Origin of the sequence: Kitasatospora sp. NPDC058243, from assembly GCF_042882025.1 — a bacterium.
Classification (GTDB): Bacteria; Actinomycetota; Actinomycetes; order Streptomycetales; family Streptomycetaceae; genus Kitasatospora.
This window is the reverse complement of sequence record NZ_JBHVWW010000004.1, coordinates 101,958-115,387: the sequence shown is the minus strand read 5'-3', so window position 1 is coordinate 115,387 and position 13,430 is coordinate 101,958. Positions and strand designations below refer to the sequence as shown.

General features: G+C 72.2%; 15 protein-coding genes and 1 tRNA gene. 7 read left to right on the top strand and 9 right to left on the bottom strand.

Going from position 1 to position 13,430, the window contains the following annotated elements; translation table 11 throughout:
• The first annotated feature begins 1 nt into the window (after window position 1).
• Both ACFVX9_RS04760 and ACFVX9_RS04755 read left to right on the top strand, forming a co-directional pair.
• Window positions 2-829: an HNH endonuclease gene (locus ACFVX9_RS04760; protein ID WP_380479614.1), complete on the top strand. Its 828-nt coding sequence runs from the start codon at window positions 2-4 to the stop codon at window positions 827-829.
• Between the two features lie 65 nt (window positions 830-894).
• Window positions 895-979 (top strand) — tRNA-Leu (locus ACFVX9_RS04755).
• A 60-nt stretch (window positions 980-1,039) separates the two neighbouring features.
• On the opposite strand, the gene rdgB is transcribed toward ACFVX9_RS04755, so the two are convergent.
• The 4 genes from rdgB to ACFVX9_RS04735 form a co-directional block, all read right to left on the bottom strand.
• Complete coding sequence (gene rdgB / locus ACFVX9_RS04750; protein ID WP_063349223.1) at window positions 1,040-1,645, bottom strand: RdgB/HAM1 family non-canonical purine NTP pyrophosphatase; 606 nt, start codon at window positions 1,643-1,645, stop codon at window positions 1,040-1,042.
• Window positions 1,646-1,676: 31 nt separating this feature from the next.
• Entirely contained in the window at window positions 1,677-2,066 is a 390-nt protein-coding gene (locus ACFVX9_RS04745) for a hypothetical protein (protein WP_063349222.1), read from the bottom strand.
• A 172-nt stretch (window positions 2,067-2,238) separates the two neighbouring features.
• Window positions 2,239-2,964 (bottom strand): ribonuclease PH, encoded by a 726-nt coding sequence (rph, locus tag ACFVX9_RS04740; RefSeq protein ID WP_380479612.1) that lies wholly within the window; start codon window positions 2,962-2,964, stop codon window positions 2,239-2,241.
• 105 nt (window positions 2,965-3,069) lie between these two features.
• Window positions 3,070-3,303 (bottom strand): glucose PTS transporter subunit EIIB, encoded by a 234-nt coding sequence (locus tag ACFVX9_RS04735; RefSeq protein WP_063349220.1) that lies wholly within the window; start codon window positions 3,301-3,303, stop codon window positions 3,070-3,072.
• A 399-nt stretch (window positions 3,304-3,702) separates the two neighbouring features.
• Here ACFVX9_RS04735 and ACFVX9_RS04730 point away from each other — a divergent pair, with 399 nt between their 5' ends.
• The 4 genes from ACFVX9_RS04730 to ACFVX9_RS04715 all read left to right on the top strand — a co-directional run bounded on the left by ACFVX9_RS04730 (window position 3,703) and on the right by ACFVX9_RS04715 (window position 9,866).
• Entirely contained in the window at window positions 3,703-5,004 is a 1,302-nt protein-coding gene (locus tag ACFVX9_RS04730; RefSeq protein WP_063349219.1) for a PTS transporter subunit EIIC, read from the top strand.
• Window positions 5,005-5,822: 818 nt separating this feature from the next.
• On the top strand, window positions 5,823-7,094 hold the full coding sequence (locus ACFVX9_RS04725; RefSeq protein WP_380335149.1) for a PTS transporter subunit EIIC: 1,272 nt from the start codon (window positions 5,823-5,825) through the stop codon (window positions 7,092-7,094).
• A gap of 427 nt (window positions 7,095-7,521) precedes the next feature.
• Window positions 7,522-8,583 carry an LLM class flavin-dependent oxidoreductase gene (locus tag ACFVX9_RS04720; RefSeq protein WP_380479610.1) on the top strand — a complete coding sequence of 354 codons (1,062 nt, stop codon included), beginning with the start codon at window positions 7,522-7,524 and terminating at the stop codon, window positions 8,581-8,583.
• Entirely contained in the window at window positions 8,580-9,866 is a 1,287-nt protein-coding gene (locus ACFVX9_RS04715; protein ID WP_380374613.1) for an LLM class flavin-dependent oxidoreductase, read from the top strand. The genes ACFVX9_RS04720 and ACFVX9_RS04715 overlap by 4 nt, the downstream gene beginning before the upstream one ends.
• A gap of 55 nt (window positions 9,867-9,921) precedes the next feature.
• On the opposite strand, the gene ACFVX9_RS04710 is transcribed toward ACFVX9_RS04715, so the two are convergent.
• Both ACFVX9_RS04710 and ACFVX9_RS04705 read right to left on the bottom strand, forming a co-directional pair.
• Window positions 9,922-10,668 (bottom strand): MBL fold metallo-hydrolase, encoded by a 747-nt coding sequence (locus ACFVX9_RS04710; protein WP_350881195.1) that lies wholly within the window; start codon window positions 10,666-10,668, stop codon window positions 9,922-9,924.
• Window positions 10,669-10,867: 199 nt separating this feature from the next.
• Window positions 10,868-11,059 carry a MerR family transcriptional regulator gene (locus ACFVX9_RS04705; protein WP_208869099.1) on the bottom strand — a complete coding sequence of 64 codons (192 nt, stop codon included), beginning with the start codon at window positions 11,057-11,059 and terminating at the stop codon, window positions 10,868-10,870.
• Between the two features lie 186 nt (window positions 11,060-11,245).
• On the opposite strand from ACFVX9_RS04705, the gene ACFVX9_RS04700 reads away from it, so the two are divergent.
• Window positions 11,246-11,716, top strand: coding sequence for a type II toxin-antitoxin system PemK/MazF family toxin (locus ACFVX9_RS04700; protein ID WP_380479608.1), 471 nt, complete (start codon window positions 11,246-11,248; stop codon window positions 11,714-11,716).
• A gap of 45 nt (window positions 11,717-11,761) precedes the next feature.
• Here the strand turns inward: ACFVX9_RS04700 and ACFVX9_RS04695 are convergent, their stop codons facing one another.
• From ACFVX9_RS04695 to ACFVX9_RS04685, 3 genes are all read right to left on the bottom strand, one after another.
• Window positions 11,762-12,730 (bottom strand): PLP-dependent cysteine synthase family protein, encoded by a 969-nt coding sequence (locus ACFVX9_RS04695; RefSeq protein ID WP_063349213.1) that lies wholly within the window; start codon window positions 12,728-12,730, stop codon window positions 11,762-11,764.
• Window positions 12,731-12,809: 79 nt separating this feature from the next.
• Window positions 12,810-13,088, bottom strand: coding sequence for a MoaD/ThiS family protein (locus tag ACFVX9_RS04690; RefSeq protein ID WP_363370276.1), 279 nt, complete (start codon window positions 13,086-13,088; stop codon window positions 12,810-12,812).
• Window positions 13,089-13,203: 115 nt separating this feature from the next.
• Complete coding sequence (locus ACFVX9_RS04685; RefSeq protein WP_347878546.1) at window positions 13,204-13,323, bottom strand: putative leader peptide; 120 nt, start codon at window positions 13,321-13,323, stop codon at window positions 13,204-13,206.
• Between the last annotated feature and the right edge of the window lie 107 nt (window positions 13,324-13,430).

The following is a 13,430-nucleotide window of genomic DNA, read 5'->3' as shown; positions in this document are numbered from 1 at the left end:
CATGCCGGTCAAGTACACCCGCGAACTGCTCGCGTCGCTCGCGGCCGAGTCCAGCAACGTCAACGACATGATGCGAAAGCTCGGCGTGCCGATGGCGGGCGGCACGCACAGCTACCTGAGCCGACGACTCCGGCACTACGGCATCGACACCTCGCACTTCGCCCAGGAGGGATGCCGCGCCTACAGGCAGCGCCAGTACTCGAAGGAGGTGCTGGCCGAGGTCGCTGCTGCCGCAACCACGCTCGACGAGATGCTGATCGCACTCGACCGCGAACCCAACCAGTACAACCGCTCCTACCTGCGGCGGAAGGCCAAGGCGTACGGCATCGACACGTCCCACTTCCCGTCGCCCGGAACCGTCTACACCCGGGAACTCCTCCAGGAGGCCGTCGTGGCCTCGCACAGCGTGGCCGGAGTCGTGCGCTACCTCGACCAGCGTCAGGCCGGTGGCACCCAGGCCCACATCGGGCGCCGCATCAAGGCACTCGGCATCGACACCTCACACTTCACCGGGCAGGCCCACGGCCGCGGCAAGCATGCCCCCACCAGAATCCCCGCCGAACAACTCCTCGCTCAGCGCCCCTGGGGGGCCAAACGGCTCCCCGGCTCGCGAATCCGTAGCGCGCTGAACGAACTCGGCAGGCCGCAAGAGTGCGAGGGCTGCAGCACCGGCCCCGAGTGGCGCGGGCACCCGATGACGCTGGAGGTGGACCACATCAATGGGGACTGGTCGGACAACCGGCCGGACAACCTGCGGCTGCTCTGCCCGAACTGCCACGCCATCACTCCGACCTACTGCAAACGGAAGTCGAGGAAGCACGCTGCCTAGCGGCTTGGCCGAAGGAAGGTGTCGACCAATTCGCGGGCCCAGTAACATGATGGTCAGCAGGACAGGCGGCCGTGGCGCAGAGGCGACGCAGACGGTTTAGGTCCGTTGGCCCGTGAGGGCTTGAGGGTTCGAATCCCTTCGGCCGCACCAGGATAACCTTCAAATCGAAGGGCCCGACCGGAATGATTCCGGTCGGGCCCTTCGATTTTCTCAGCCCAGGAGGTCCTTGACGACCGGGGCGAGGCCGCGGAAGGCCTGGCCGCGGTGGCTGATGGCGTTCTTCTCGGCGGGGGTGAGTTCGGCGCAGGTGCGGGTCTCGCCGAGGGGCTGGAGGATCGGGTCGTAGCCGAAGCCGCCGTCGCCGGAGGGGGCGGTGCGCAGGGTGCCGAGGAGGCGGCCCTCGACGACGCGCTCGGTGCCGTCGGGGAGGGCGAGGGCGGCGGCGCAGAAGAAGTGGGCGCCGCGGTGCGGGTCGGAGATGTCGGAGAGCTGGGCGAGCAGCAGGTCGAGGTTGGCGCGGTCGTCGCCGTGCTTGCCGGCCCAGCGGGCGGAGAAGATGCCGGGGGCGCCGTTCAGGACGTCCACGCAGAGGCCGGAGTCGTCGGCGACGGCGGGCAGGCCGGTGGCGCGGGCGAGGGCGTGTGCCTTGAGGAGCGCGTTCTCGGCGAAGGTGACGCCGGTCTCCGGGACGTCCGGGATCTCGGGGTAGGCGTCGGCGCCGACGAGCTCGACGTCCAGGCCGGCCTCGCCGAGGATGGCGCGGAGTTCGGCGACCTTGTGCTGGTTACGGGTGGCGAGGATCAATCGGGTGGACATATCGCCCACCCTATCGGCAGCCGTTCCGGCGTCAGCCGGTGCAGACCGAGGTGAGGTTGCCGGCCGCGTCGCCGAGCGGCTTGAGGTCGGGGACCTCCTTCTTGTCGACGGCCTGCTGGACCTTGTCGGCCTGCTTCTGCAGGTCGGCGACGGCCTTGGCGACGTCGGTGTTCTTGGAGTTCCTGCCGACCTGGTTGAGGTCGGTCCTGAGCTTCTCCAGCGCCTTCGCGGCGGCCGCCGAGTCGTTGCTCGCGTTGCCGTAGGCGCTGGTGACGTCGGCGAGGTCGCCGGTGATCCTGACCGCCGTGTTGCCGCAGTCGATCGCCTTCTGGGCTGCGGAGCAACTGACCATGCTGAGCGGGAGGATGGCGATCAGGCCGGCCACGGCGAGGGCGGCGGGGCGGGCGATGCTGGACGGCATCCGGTCCTCCTGTGGGGCGCGCGGGTTCCGTGGGACGGGACGCGCGCCGGGGGGTGCGCGGTTCCCGCAGCAGGGGTGCTGCGGGAACCGTACGGGCTTCGGGCCCGGCGTGTACAGCGGCCCGTACGGCGGCGGGTACATCCGGGTCCACGGCGCCGTGGGCCGAACCGGTTCAGGCCTCCAGGGCCTTGCGCTGGATCTCGTCGAGCTCGGCGCAGCCCAGGGTGCCGAGGTCGAGCAGGCGGTCGAGCAGGGCGCGGTCGAAGGGGGCGCCCTCGGCGGTGCCCTGGACCTCGACGAAGCGACCGTCGGCGGTGCAGACGATGTTCATGTCGGTCTCGGCGCGGACGTCCTCCTCGTACTGGAGGTCGAGCATCGGGACGCCGTCGATGATGCCGACGCTGACGGCGCTGACGCCGCCGGTGATGGGCTGGCCCTTGGCGCGCAGGAGCTTGCGGTCGCGGGCCCAGGCGACGGCGTCGGCGAGGGCGACGTAGGCGCCGGTGATGGCGGCGGTGCGGGTGCCGCCGTCGGCCTGGAGGACGTCGCAGTCGAGGACGATGGTGTTCTCGGCGAGGGCGCGGTGGTCGACGACGGCGCGCAGCGAGCGGCCGATGAGCCGGCTGATCTCGTGGGTGCGGCCGCCGATGCGGCCCTTGATGGCCTCGCGGTCGCCGCGGGTGTTGGTGGCGCGCGGGAGCATGGAGTACTCGGCGGTGACCCAGCCTTCGCCGCTGCCCTTGCGCCAGCGGGGGACGCCCTCGGTGACGCTGGCGGTGCACAGCACCTTGGTGTCGCCGTAGGAGATGAGGACGGATCCTTCGGCGTGCTTGCTCCAGCCCCGTTCGATGGTGATGGGGCGGAGCTGGTCGGGGGTGCGGCCGTCGATGCGTGACATAGGCACTGAGCGTAGTCGCTCGGAGCGGGTGTTCCGGGTGCGCCTCGGCCCGCCGTTCCCGGGTGGGGCGGCGGGCCGGGGGTGGGGTGAGCCCGGTGGCTCAGCTCACATCATGTCCTCGATGTCAGCGGCGATCGGGTCGGCGTCGGTGCCGATGACGACCTGGATGGCGGTGCCCATCTTGACGACGCCGTGGGCGCCGGCGGCCTTGAGGGCGGCCTCGTTGACCAGGGAGGCGTCCTTGACCTCGGTGCGAAGGCGGGTGATGCAGCCCTCGACCTCTTCGATGTTGTCGATGCCGCCCAGACCGGCGACGATCTTCTCAGCCTTGCTGGCCATCTGATTTCTCCCTCTGTCTCGGCCCGCCGGCCGCTCTGCCGGGTGCCGTCCTGCGCTGTGCTGGGGTGTCCGCCGACCGGTGGCCGGCGTGGTCGGTACCGGTGCTGACGCGGGTTCAGCCGCGGTCGCGCCGCCGGGCAGCGCGACCAGCATCACCTGCTCCGGTCCGATCTGCCACGTTAGTCCACTTTTGGCCCATTCCGGCGCGCACGGTCCCGGCCGCCACCAGAGGATGACGAGCAGCGGGCTCGCGCCCGGCGTGCGGCCTGCGTCCCAAAGTGGTCTACACCAATATATGTGTACTCCGATGAACGCAGAAAGGACCCCGGGTGTTCCGGATCCCCGCCCGGGGGTCCCGCCGGGGGCCACCGGCCGGCAACTGCTCCCGGAGGGCGAAGGATGAGTTCGGCAGGCGCCACGGCCCCGCAGCGCGTGTGGTGGCACACCTTCTACGGCGGCCTCCAGAAGATGGGCCGCTCCCTGCAGCTCCCGGTGGCGGTGCTCCCCGCGGCCGGCATCCTCAACCGGCTCGGCCAGCCCGACGTCTTCGGCCAGGACGGCCTCGGCTGGACCGACGTCGCCAAGGTCTTCGCCGCGGCCGGCGGCGCCCTGCTGGACTCCTCGTTCGGCCTGCCGATGCTGTTCTGCGTCGGGGTGGCGATCGGCATGGCGAAGAAGGCGGACGGTTCCACCGCGCTGGCCGCCGTGGTGGGCTTCCTCGTCTACTACAAGGTCCTGCACGCGTTCCCGGAGAGCTGCAAGAGCGGGACGGTCCTGGTCACCGACTCCTGGACCGGCCAGTGCGTGGACTACAGCTCGGCCAAGGCGGCGGCCGCGACGTACCAGAACCCGGGCGTCCTGGGCGGCATCCTGATCGGCCTGATGTCCGCCTGGCTCTGGGTCCGCTTCCACCGCACCAGGCTGGTCGACTGGCTGGGCTTCTTCAACGGCCGCCGCCTGGTGCCGATGATCACCGCGGTGGTGGGCCTGGCCACCGCCTGCGTGGCGCTCTGGGTCTGGCCGCCGATCGGCCGCGGGCTCAACGACTTCAGCCAGACCCTGGCCGACCTGGGCGCGGGCGGCGCCGGCATCTTCGGCCTGTTCAACCGCGCGCTGCTGCTGATCGGCATGCACCAGTTGCTGAACACATTCGTCTGGTTCCAGTTCGGCGAGTTCATCAAGCCGGACGGCACCATCGCGCACGGCGACATCCCGCGCTTCCTGGCGGGCGACCCGACGGCCGGCCAGTTCCAGTCCGGATTCTTCCCGATCATGATGTTCGCGCTGCCCGCCGCCGCACTGGCGATCGCGCACTCGGCAAAACCGCACCGCCGCAAGGAGATCTACGGCCTGATGCTCTCGGTCGGCCTGACCTCCTTCGTGACGGGCGTCACCGAACCGCTCGAGTACTCCTTCGCCTACGTCGCCCCGGCCCTGTACGGCGTGCACGCGCTGCTGACCGGCGCCTCGATGGCCGTCACCTGGGGGCTCGGGGTGCACGACGGCTTCAGCTTCTCGGCCGGCCTGATCGACTACGTCATCAACTGGGGGCTGGCCACCAAGCCGTGGCTGATCATCCCGATCGGGCTCTGCTTCGCCGCCGTGTACTACGCGCTCTTCCGGTTCATCATCGTCAAATTCAATCTGAAAACACCCGGGCGGGAGGACGAGAGCGAGGTCGAGGACGTCACCAAGCTCTGAAACCGAGCGTCACCGGGCAGCACCCGCAATGGCCTCCGGACCCGACGGCCCGAAGGCCTTCGGCATTTCCGGAAAGGACCAAATGCCCGGGCGGTAAAACAATTCCGATATGCGCCCCGGGGATTCCCCGGCGGGCCGTCGGCCGTGTCAGGCGGGGCCGGGGCGGCCCGCACCGCCCGGCCGCCGGGCCGCCGGACGGGGGCTCGCCGGGGGTGGGGAAAGGCCGCCGCCGCCCGGCGCGGGCGGTGGCCGGCAATCGGCCGCCGCCGTTTCCGCGCCGGCCCCGACCATGCGCCGCGGGGGGTCGGAAAGCCGCGGATTGGCCGAAGCCGGACGGGGTGGGGCCCGGACTCCTCCCGGCCGACGGTCGTTCGTGATGTCCGACACCCCGGCGGGCCCCTTCCCCGCCGCCCGCCGCGCCCGGCCCGGACCCCGGCGGGCGGGCACCCGGGCTCCGGGGGCCGCCTCCGCCCGGGCCTCGCCGCGTCCGCCCGTGAACCCCGCCGACCCGGCCCCCGTTCGCGCACCGCCGGGCCCGCGACGGACCCCTGACGAGGCCTCGACGGGGCCGCCGGGCGGGGCCGGGCCTTTTTGTTGCGCAAATAGCCAAAATCCCAATCACGGCGGGTAATCATGATCGTCGTTCCGCAACTAGGTTTCGATTTCATAGCGCTTCCCGGCAGGGGCGCTTTCCGGGGTTCCCCCCCTTCTCCACCCGTGCTACAAAACTGGTCTACACCACACGTGGTGTAGACCAGTTCGCGGTTCGGCCCCCTGTGCCCCTCCCCCGACCGCCATGCCGTTAGGAACCCACCCCAATGAGTCAGTCAGCGCAGGCACCGACGCCCGCCTCGGCTCCGGCCACGCCAAGCCCCGCCAAGAAATTCGGCCAGAACCTGCTCCAGGGCCTGCAGAAGATCGGCCGCAGCCTCCAGCTGCCGGTCGCCGTCCTCCCGGCCGCGGGCATCCTGGTCCGGCTGGGCCAGCCCGATGTCTTCGGCAAGGACGGGCTCGGCTGGGGGAAGGTCGCCGAGGTCTTCGCCACCGCCGGTGACGCGGTCTTCAAGAACCTGGCGCTGCTGTTCTGCGTCGGTGTCGCCATCGGCTTCGCCAAGAAGGCCGACGGCTCGACCGCGCTGGCCGCCCTGGTCGGCTACCTGGTCTTCCACAACGTGCTGACCGTCTTCCCGGTGGACGGGACCATCACCGCGGCGCTGCCGGAAGGAAAGCCCCAGAACCCCGGGGTCTTCGGCGGCATCGTGGTCGGCCTGCTCAGCGCCGTGATCTGGCAGAAGTACCACCGCAAGCAGCTCATCGACTGGCTCGGCTTCTTCAACGGCCGCCGCCTCGTGCCGATCATCATGGCGTTCGTCGGCACCCTGCTCGGCGTCCTCATGGGTCTGGCCTGGGGCCCGATCGGCACCGGCCTGACCCACGCCAGCGACTGGCTGACCGGCCTCGGCGCCGGCGGTGCGGGCATCTACGGTGTCGCCAACCGCGGTCTGATCCCGGTCGGCATGCACCAGTTCCTCAACACCTTCTTCCAGCAGCAGGTCGGCAGCTTCACCGACGCCTCCGGCCACACCTGGACCGGCGACATCCCGCGCTTCTTCCACGGTGACCCGACCGCCGGTCAGTTCATGTCCGGCTTCTTCCCGATCATGATGTTCGGCCTCCCGGCCGCCGCGCTGGCGATCGCCCACACCGCCCGCCCCGACCGCCGCAAGGCCGTCACCGGCATGATGATCTCCGTCGCGCTGACCAGCTTCGTGACCGGTGTCACCGAGCCGATCGAGTTCTCGTTCATGTTCATCGCGCCGGTGCTGTACCTGATCCACGCCCTGCTCACCGGCCTCTCGATGGCCGTCACCTGGGGCCTCGGGGTGCACGACGGCTTCGGCTTCTCGGCCGGCCTGATCGACTACCTGCTCAACTGGAACCTGGCCACCAAGCCCTGGATGATCATCCCGATCGGCCTGGTCTTCGCCGCGCTGTACTACCTCCTCTTCCGCTTCGCGATCACCAAGTTCAACCTCAAGACCCCCGGTCGCGAGGACGAGGACGAGATCGAGGACGTGACCAAGGCCTGAGGCCCCGTCCGTCCGCACTCCACGACCCCGCCCCGCCGCTGCTCCCCCAGCGGCGGGGCGGGGTCGTCGTGCATCCCGGCGGGGCCGTCGTGCGTCCCGCCCCGGGTCGGCGGGAACGGCGGTTGACGAACCGGCGGAGGCACTGGTCAACTGAAGCCGTGAACGCGTCCTGCCCGCTGGTGACCCGCAGCCACATCGACTTCGGTCGCGTGTGGTCCGCGGCGTGTCGCGGCTGAGCCGACCGTTCCCCCCGCCGCCCGGCTGACCTCCCGCCCGGCGCCGTTCCTCCCCTCCCGCCCGAACGGGCCCCGCCCGCCTCCGGGCCGTCACCGCGCACCCGCGCGCGGCCGTACGCACCCGCACACACCCTGTGCGGGTTCGCCGGCGTCGCCCGCACGCGTCCGCACGAGGAAAGTCAGGCCTCAGCATGCCCCGCCAACTGCACCTCTCCGCCGCCCTGGACAGCCCCGGCCACGTCGACGCCGGGCACTACGCCGCCCTCGCCCGCCTCGCCGAGCGGGCCACCCTCGACTTCGTCACCCTCGACGACTCCTTCACCCCCGAGCCGAGCCGCCCCGACGCCCTCGCCACCCTCGCCCGGATCGCGCCGTTGACCGAGCGGGTCGGACTGGTGCCCACCGTCACCACCACCCACACCGAGCCGTTCCACACCTCGATCTCGGTCAACACCCTGGACTGGGTGAGCCGGGGCCGGGCCGGCTGGCTGGTCGGCGTCTCCGCCACCGAGGCCGAGGCCAGGGCCTTCGGCCGCCGCCCGACCGCCCCCGCGGACGCGCTCTGGGCCGAGGCCGCCGACGCCGTCGAGGTCGCCGCCCGGCTCTGGGACAGCTGGGAGGACGACGCGGAGATCCGCGACACCGCCACCGGGCGGTTCGTCGACCGCGACAAGCTGCACTACGTCGACTTCGAGGGTCCGCACTTCTCCGTCCGCGGACCGTCGATCACCCCGCGCCCACCGCAGGGCCGCCCGGTCGTCGCCGTCCCGGTGGCCGCCGTCGACCTCGCCCCGTACGCCTCCCCCGGCGGGCGCGCCCGGGTCGCGACGGCGATCCGGTACGCCGACGTCGTGCTGCTGGACGCCCCCGGCCACGCCGCCCGGCTGGCCGCCGCCACCGAACTGCGGCTGCGCGCCGGCGAGCACCTGCGCATCCTCGCCCGGACCGACGCCGCCCTGCCCGACGACGCCGCGGCCGACCGCCTGCTCGCCGATCTCGCCGCGATCGGCACCGGCGTCGACGGCTTCCACCTCGTCCCCGCCGAGCCCGAACGGGACCTGGCCGCCCTCGCCGAACGGGTCGTCCCGGTGCTGCGCGCCCAGGGGCTGTTCCGCGCCGGGTACGCGGCCGGCCGCACCCTGCGCGACCACCTCGGCCTGGCCCGCCCGGCCAGCCGCTACGCCACCGCCGCCGCCACCAACACCCCGTCCACCATCCCGTCCGCTGCCGCTCTCGCCGAGGTGACCCGATGACGGACCGCCCGCTCAAGCAGATCCACCTCGCCGCGCACTTCCCCGGCGTCAACAACACCACGGTGTGGAGCGACCCGGACTCCGGCAGCCACATCGAGTTCGACTCCTTCCGCCACCTCGCCGAGACCGCCGAGCGCGGGAAGTTCGACTTCTTCTTCCTCGCCGAGGGCCTGCGGCTGCGCGAGAACAAGGGCCGCATCCACGACCTGGACGTGGTCGGCCGCCCCGAGTCGATCACCGTGCTGAACGCGCTGGCCGCCGTCACCACCCGCCTCGGGCTGGCCGGCACCGTCAACGCCACCTTCAACGAACCGTACGAACTGGCCCGCCGCTTCGCCTCGTTGGACCACCTCTCCGGCGGGCGCGCCGCCTGGAACGTGGTCACCTCCTCGGACGCCTTCACCGGGGAGAACTTCCGCCGCGGCGGCTACCTCGACCGCGCCGACCGCTACACCCGGGCCACCGAATTCGTGCAGCTCGCCCGGGATTTCTGGGACGGCGGAGCGGAGACCGTCCGGCACCGCGGCCCGCAGTTCGAGGTCGAGGGGCGGCTCTCGCTGCCCCGCCCGCCGCAGGGCCACCCGGTGGTCATCCAGGCCGGGGACTCCGACGAGGGCCGGGAGTTCGCCGCCGCAACCGCCGACATCGTCTTCAGCCGGCACTCCACCCTCGCCGACGGCCAGGCCTTCCACGCGGACGTCAAGCGCCGGCTCGCCGCGTACGGCCGCAAGCCGGACGAGCTGAAGATCATGCCCGGCGTCACCTTCGCCCTCGGCGACACCGACGCCGAGGCCGCCGAACTCGCCGCCGAGGTCCGCCGGTCCCAGGTCGGGCCGCAGACCACGATCGCCTTCCTGGAACAGGTCTGGGGCATCGACCTGTCCGACCACGACCCGGACGGTCCGCTGCCCGCCGTCGACCCCGACCCGGACAGCGCCCTGGCCCAGGGCCGGGTCCGGATCGGCGACCCACTGGCCGTCGCCGCCCGCTGGCGGGCGCTGGCCGCCGAGAAGAAGCTCACCAGCCGCGAGCTGGTGATCGAGGTGACCGGCCGGCAGTCCTTCATCGGCTCCCCCGCGACGGTCGCCGAGCGGATCGACTTCTTCGTGCAGAACGACGCGGCCGACGGCTTCATCCTCGTCCCCCACCTGACCCCGGGCGGCCTGGACGCGTTCGTCGACCGCGTGGTGCCGCTGCTCCAGGAACGCGGGGTGTTCCGCACCGACTACAGCGGCACGACCCTGCGCGACCACCTCGGCCTGCCGCTCCCCGGCCGGCGCTGAGACGGCCGACGCTGAAACGACCGGCGCTGAAACGACCGGGCCGGTCAGCGCCCGCTCAGATCCGGTACACCGCGCCGGCCCGGGCGACCTCGACGGGGCCCGGGTACGCGGCAGCGGCGTCGCGGCGGTTGTGCTCGGCGTCGGTCCACGGGGGGATGTGGGTCAGGACGAGCCGGCGGACGTGGGCGGCGGCGGCGTGCTCGCCGGCTTCCCGGCCGTTGAGGTGGACGGCCTGGTAGGTGTCCCGGCCGTCGATGTAGGCGGCCTCGCAGAGGAAGAGGTCGGCGTCGCGGGCGAGTTCGACGAGTTCGGCGCTCTCGCCGGTGTCGCCGGAGTAGACGAGCGCGCGGCCGTCGTGTTCGAGGCGGAAGGCGAAGGCGTCGACGGGGTGGTTGACCTGGGCCACCTCGATCCGGAACGGGCCGAGGTCGAAGGCCCCGGGGGTGAGGGTGTGGAAGTCGAAGACCTCCTTCATCCCCGGGTTCTCCGGCATGTCGTAGGCGCGGGCGAGCCGTTCGGCGGTGCCGGCCGGGCCGTAGACGGGCATCGGGTCGGGGCAGCCCTCGGCGCGGTAGTTGCGGGCGACCCAGTAGGCGCACAGGTCGACGCAGTGGTCGGCGTGCAGGTGGCTGAGCAGGACGGCGTCGACCTCGTAGATGTCCACGTACTTCTGCAGGGCGCCGAGGGCGCCGTTGCCGAGGTCGAGCACGACGCGGTAGCCGTCGGCCTCGACGAGGTAACTGGAGCAGGGCGATTCGGCGGACGGGAAGCTCCCCGAGCACCCCACCACGGTCAGTTTCATCCGAGCCCCTCCGCCCCGACACGTCCTGGCTGCTGCTGGAAAACGGCAGGCCGGGCCGGTGAAACCGGCCGGTAGCACTGCTTCGCGTGTCGAGAGTAAGGGCGGAGCGGCACTTTGCCCCCGTCCCCGTGCCGGGCTGTGGCTGGAATCACCAGAACGCCGGGGCGGGGGCGGTGCCGTCCGTTCGGGTGCCGTCGGGTCAGCGGTGGCGGGGGCGGTTGCGGGCCCAGGCCTTGATCGTGTCGGGGTACCAGCGGGGGTGGCCGCTGCCGTCGAGGACGTCCGGGGCGGGCAGCAGACCGTGCCGCCGGTAGTTGCGGACGGTCTCGGCCTGCACGTTAATGTGGCGGGCGATCTCGGCGTAGGACCACAGCTCGGAGCTTCTCCCCACGAGGCACCTCCGGAGGGGCGGGGCGGGCGTACGTGAGGCAGCCTGTCCGGGCGTTGGCGACTCTTCACCACAGAACGGGCACCGTGGTCATTCCGTGACGAACCGGGAGCACGCTGCGGACAAATGCCCGGCCGTCCCGGCACTCACGGTGGTGGGGGCCGCCATGGGCCCGGTACGGTTCGCGCCATGAACAGTTCGACCGGGGTCTGGGTGGTCCTGGCGGTGGCGGGCGTCGCGCTGCTGGCCGCCGTCGTGCGGGCGCTGGTCCGGCGCACCCGCCCGGCGCCGCGACCGGCCGGGCCGACGGCTCCGCGCCCGCGCCCGGCGGCCAAGGGCCGCCCGGGGCCGCAGCCGCAGGAGATCTGGTGGGCGGAGGTCCCGTTCGAGGACTGGCCGGGGTCGAAGGACCGCCCGTGCCTGGTGCTGCGGGTGCACGGCCGCACCGCCACCGTCGCGAAGATCACCAGCAAGCACCACACCGAACGCCCGGGCGTGCTGCCGCTGCCGCCCGCCTCGGTGGGCGACCGGCAGGGCCGCACCAGCTGGCTGGAGACCGACGAGCTGCGCGAGGTGCCGCTGTCGGCCTTCCGCCGCCGGGCCGGCACGGTGGACCGGCAGGTCTGGTCCCGCGCGCAGCAGGCCCTGCAACGCGGCTAGGGTCTCAGGTCTGAAGCCGGCCCTCCAGCACCGCTAGGGCTTTTCTCAGGCCCAGAGCTGCCCCTGCAGCGCCTCGACGGCCGCCTCGGTGGTCTCCGCGGTGTAGATGCCGGTGGACAGGTACTTCCAGCCGCCGTCGGCGACCACGAACACGATGTCGGCGCGCTCCCCGGCCGCCGCGGCCTTGCGGCCGACGCCGAGCGCGGCGTGCAGGATCGCGCCGGTCGAGACGCCCGCGAAGATGCCCTCCTGCTGGAGGAGTTCGCGGGTGCGGCGGACGGCGTCCGCGGAGCCGACCGAGAAGCGGGTGGTGAGCACCGCGGCGTCGTACAGCTCGGGGACGAAGCCCTCGTCGAGGTTGCGCAGCCCGTACACGAGGTCGTCGTAGCGGGGTTCGGCGGCGACGATCCGCACGCCGGGGACCTTCTCGCGCAGGTAGCGGCCGACGCCCATCAGGGTGCCGGTGGTGCCGAGGCCGGCCACGAAGTGGGTGACGGTCGGCAGGTCGGCGAGGATCTCGGGGCCGGTGGTGGCGTAGTGGGCGCCCGCGTTGTCGGGGTTGCCGTACTGGTAGAGCATGACCCAGTCCGGGTGCTCGGCGGCGATCTCCTTGGCGATCCGGACGGCGGTGTTGGAGCCGCCGGCGGCCGGCGAGGGGATGATCTCGGCGCCCCACATGCGGAGCAGTTCGCGCCGTTCCTCGCTGGTGTTCTCGGGCATCACGCAGACCATCCGGTAGCCCTTGAGCTTGGCGGCCATGGCGAGCGAGATGCCGGTGTTGCCGCTGGTGGGTTCCAGGATGGTGCAGCCGGGGGTGAGCCGGCCGTCGGCCTCGGCGCGCTCGATCATGTGCAGCGCCGGGCGGTCCTTGATCGAGCCGGTGGGGTTGCGGTCCTCCAGCTTGGCCCAGAGCGTCACCTGTCCGTCGGTGTTGCCGGGGACGGCCGCGGACAGCCGCGGCAGGCGGACCAGCGGGGTGTTGCCGACGGCTTCGAGCGGGCTGTCGTAACGCAAGGGAGGCCTCCGGCCACGGCGGTGAGGGTGCGGAAGGGCGCCCTCCCGCCCGCCGCGGGGCGGACGGGAGGGCGGGAGGTCAGCGGGCTCCGCCGGCCACGGCGGGCAGGATGGTGACGCTGTCGCCGTCGGCGAGGGCGGTGGAGATGCCCTCCAGGAAGCGGACGTCCTCGTCGTTCAGGTAGACGTTGACGAAGCGGCGCAGCTCGCCGCCCTCGACCAGGCGGGCGGCGATGCCCGGGTGGCGGGCGTCGAGGTCGGCGAAGAGTTCCCCGAGGTTGCTGCCGGTGCCCTCGACGGCCTTGGCGCCGTCGGTGTAGGTGCGGAGGATGGTCGGGATGCGGACCTCGATGGCCATGGGTGCGCTCCTGTGCGAGTCGTGAGGCGGGTGGGCCGCGACGGGCGCGGCGGGGAGGGTGGTCCCGGGGCTCGGCGTCGCCGGCAGGCGGTGGGCCCGGGTGGGGCGGGGCGGCTCAGCGCGAACGCGCGGGCGTGCCGGGACAGATCGCACTGGCGAGCCGGCACAGGTCGACGTGCAGGCGCGCCACGAGGCGGGTGCCCGGGGCCTGGTTGCTCACATCGACGGAACGCATGGGCTCATCGTATAGATTCCCGGGCCCGCTCCTCCATGCCCGTCTCGGGATCCGGATGCTCCCGTTTCTCGGGCTGAGACGACACGGGCCAGGGGGGAGGCGGAGGG

What these genes read in the sequence shown, in the direction of transcription:
- rph (WP_380479612.1), bottom strand. Translation starts at nt 2,964, where the DNA reads ATGTCACGCATCGACGGCCGCACCCCCGACCAGCTCCGCCCCATCACC.
- ACFVX9_RS04685 (WP_347878546.1), bottom strand. Translation starts at nt 13,323, where the DNA reads ATGCGTTCCGTCGATGTGAGCAACCAGGCCCCGGGCACCCGCCTCGTG.
- ACFVX9_RS04690 (WP_363370276.1), bottom strand. Translation starts at nt 13,088, where the DNA reads ATGGCCATCGAGGTCCGCATCCCGACCATCCTCCGCACCTACACCGAC.
- ACFVX9_RS04700 (WP_380479608.1), top strand. Translation starts at nt 11,246, where the DNA reads ATGAACAGTTCGACCGGGGTCTGGGTGGTCCTGGCGGTGGCGGGCGTC.
- ACFVX9_RS04745 (WP_063349222.1), bottom strand. Translation starts at nt 2,066, where the DNA reads ATGCCGTCCAGCATCGCCCGCCCCGCCGCCCTCGCCGTGGCCGGCCTG.
- ACFVX9_RS04760 (WP_380479614.1), top strand. Translation starts at nt 2, where the DNA reads ATGCCGGTCAAGTACACCCGCGAACTGCTCGCGTCGCTCGCGGCCGAG.
- rdgB (WP_063349223.1), bottom strand. Translation starts at nt 1,645, where the DNA reads ATGTCCACCCGATTGATCCTCGCCACCCGTAACCAGCACAAGGTCGCC.
- ACFVX9_RS04735 (WP_063349220.1), bottom strand. Translation starts at nt 3,303, where the DNA reads ATGGCCAGCAAGGCTGAGAAGATCGTCGCCGGTCTGGGCGGCATCGAC.
- ACFVX9_RS04720 (WP_380479610.1), top strand. Translation starts at nt 7,522, where the DNA reads ATGCCCCGCCAACTGCACCTCTCCGCCGCCCTGGACAGCCCCGGCCAC.
- ACFVX9_RS04730 (WP_063349219.1), top strand. Translation starts at nt 3,703, where the DNA reads ATGAGTTCGGCAGGCGCCACGGCCCCGCAGCGCGTGTGGTGGCACACC.
- ACFVX9_RS04710 (WP_350881195.1), bottom strand. Translation starts at nt 10,668, where the DNA reads ATGAAACTGACCGTGGTGGGGTGCTCGGGGAGCTTCCCGTCCGCCGAA.
- ACFVX9_RS04715 (WP_380374613.1), top strand. Translation starts at nt 8,580, where the DNA reads ATGACGGACCGCCCGCTCAAGCAGATCCACCTCGCCGCGCACTTCCCC.
- ACFVX9_RS04725 (WP_380335149.1), top strand. Translation starts at nt 5,823, where the DNA reads ATGAGTCAGTCAGCGCAGGCACCGACGCCCGCCTCGGCTCCGGCCACG.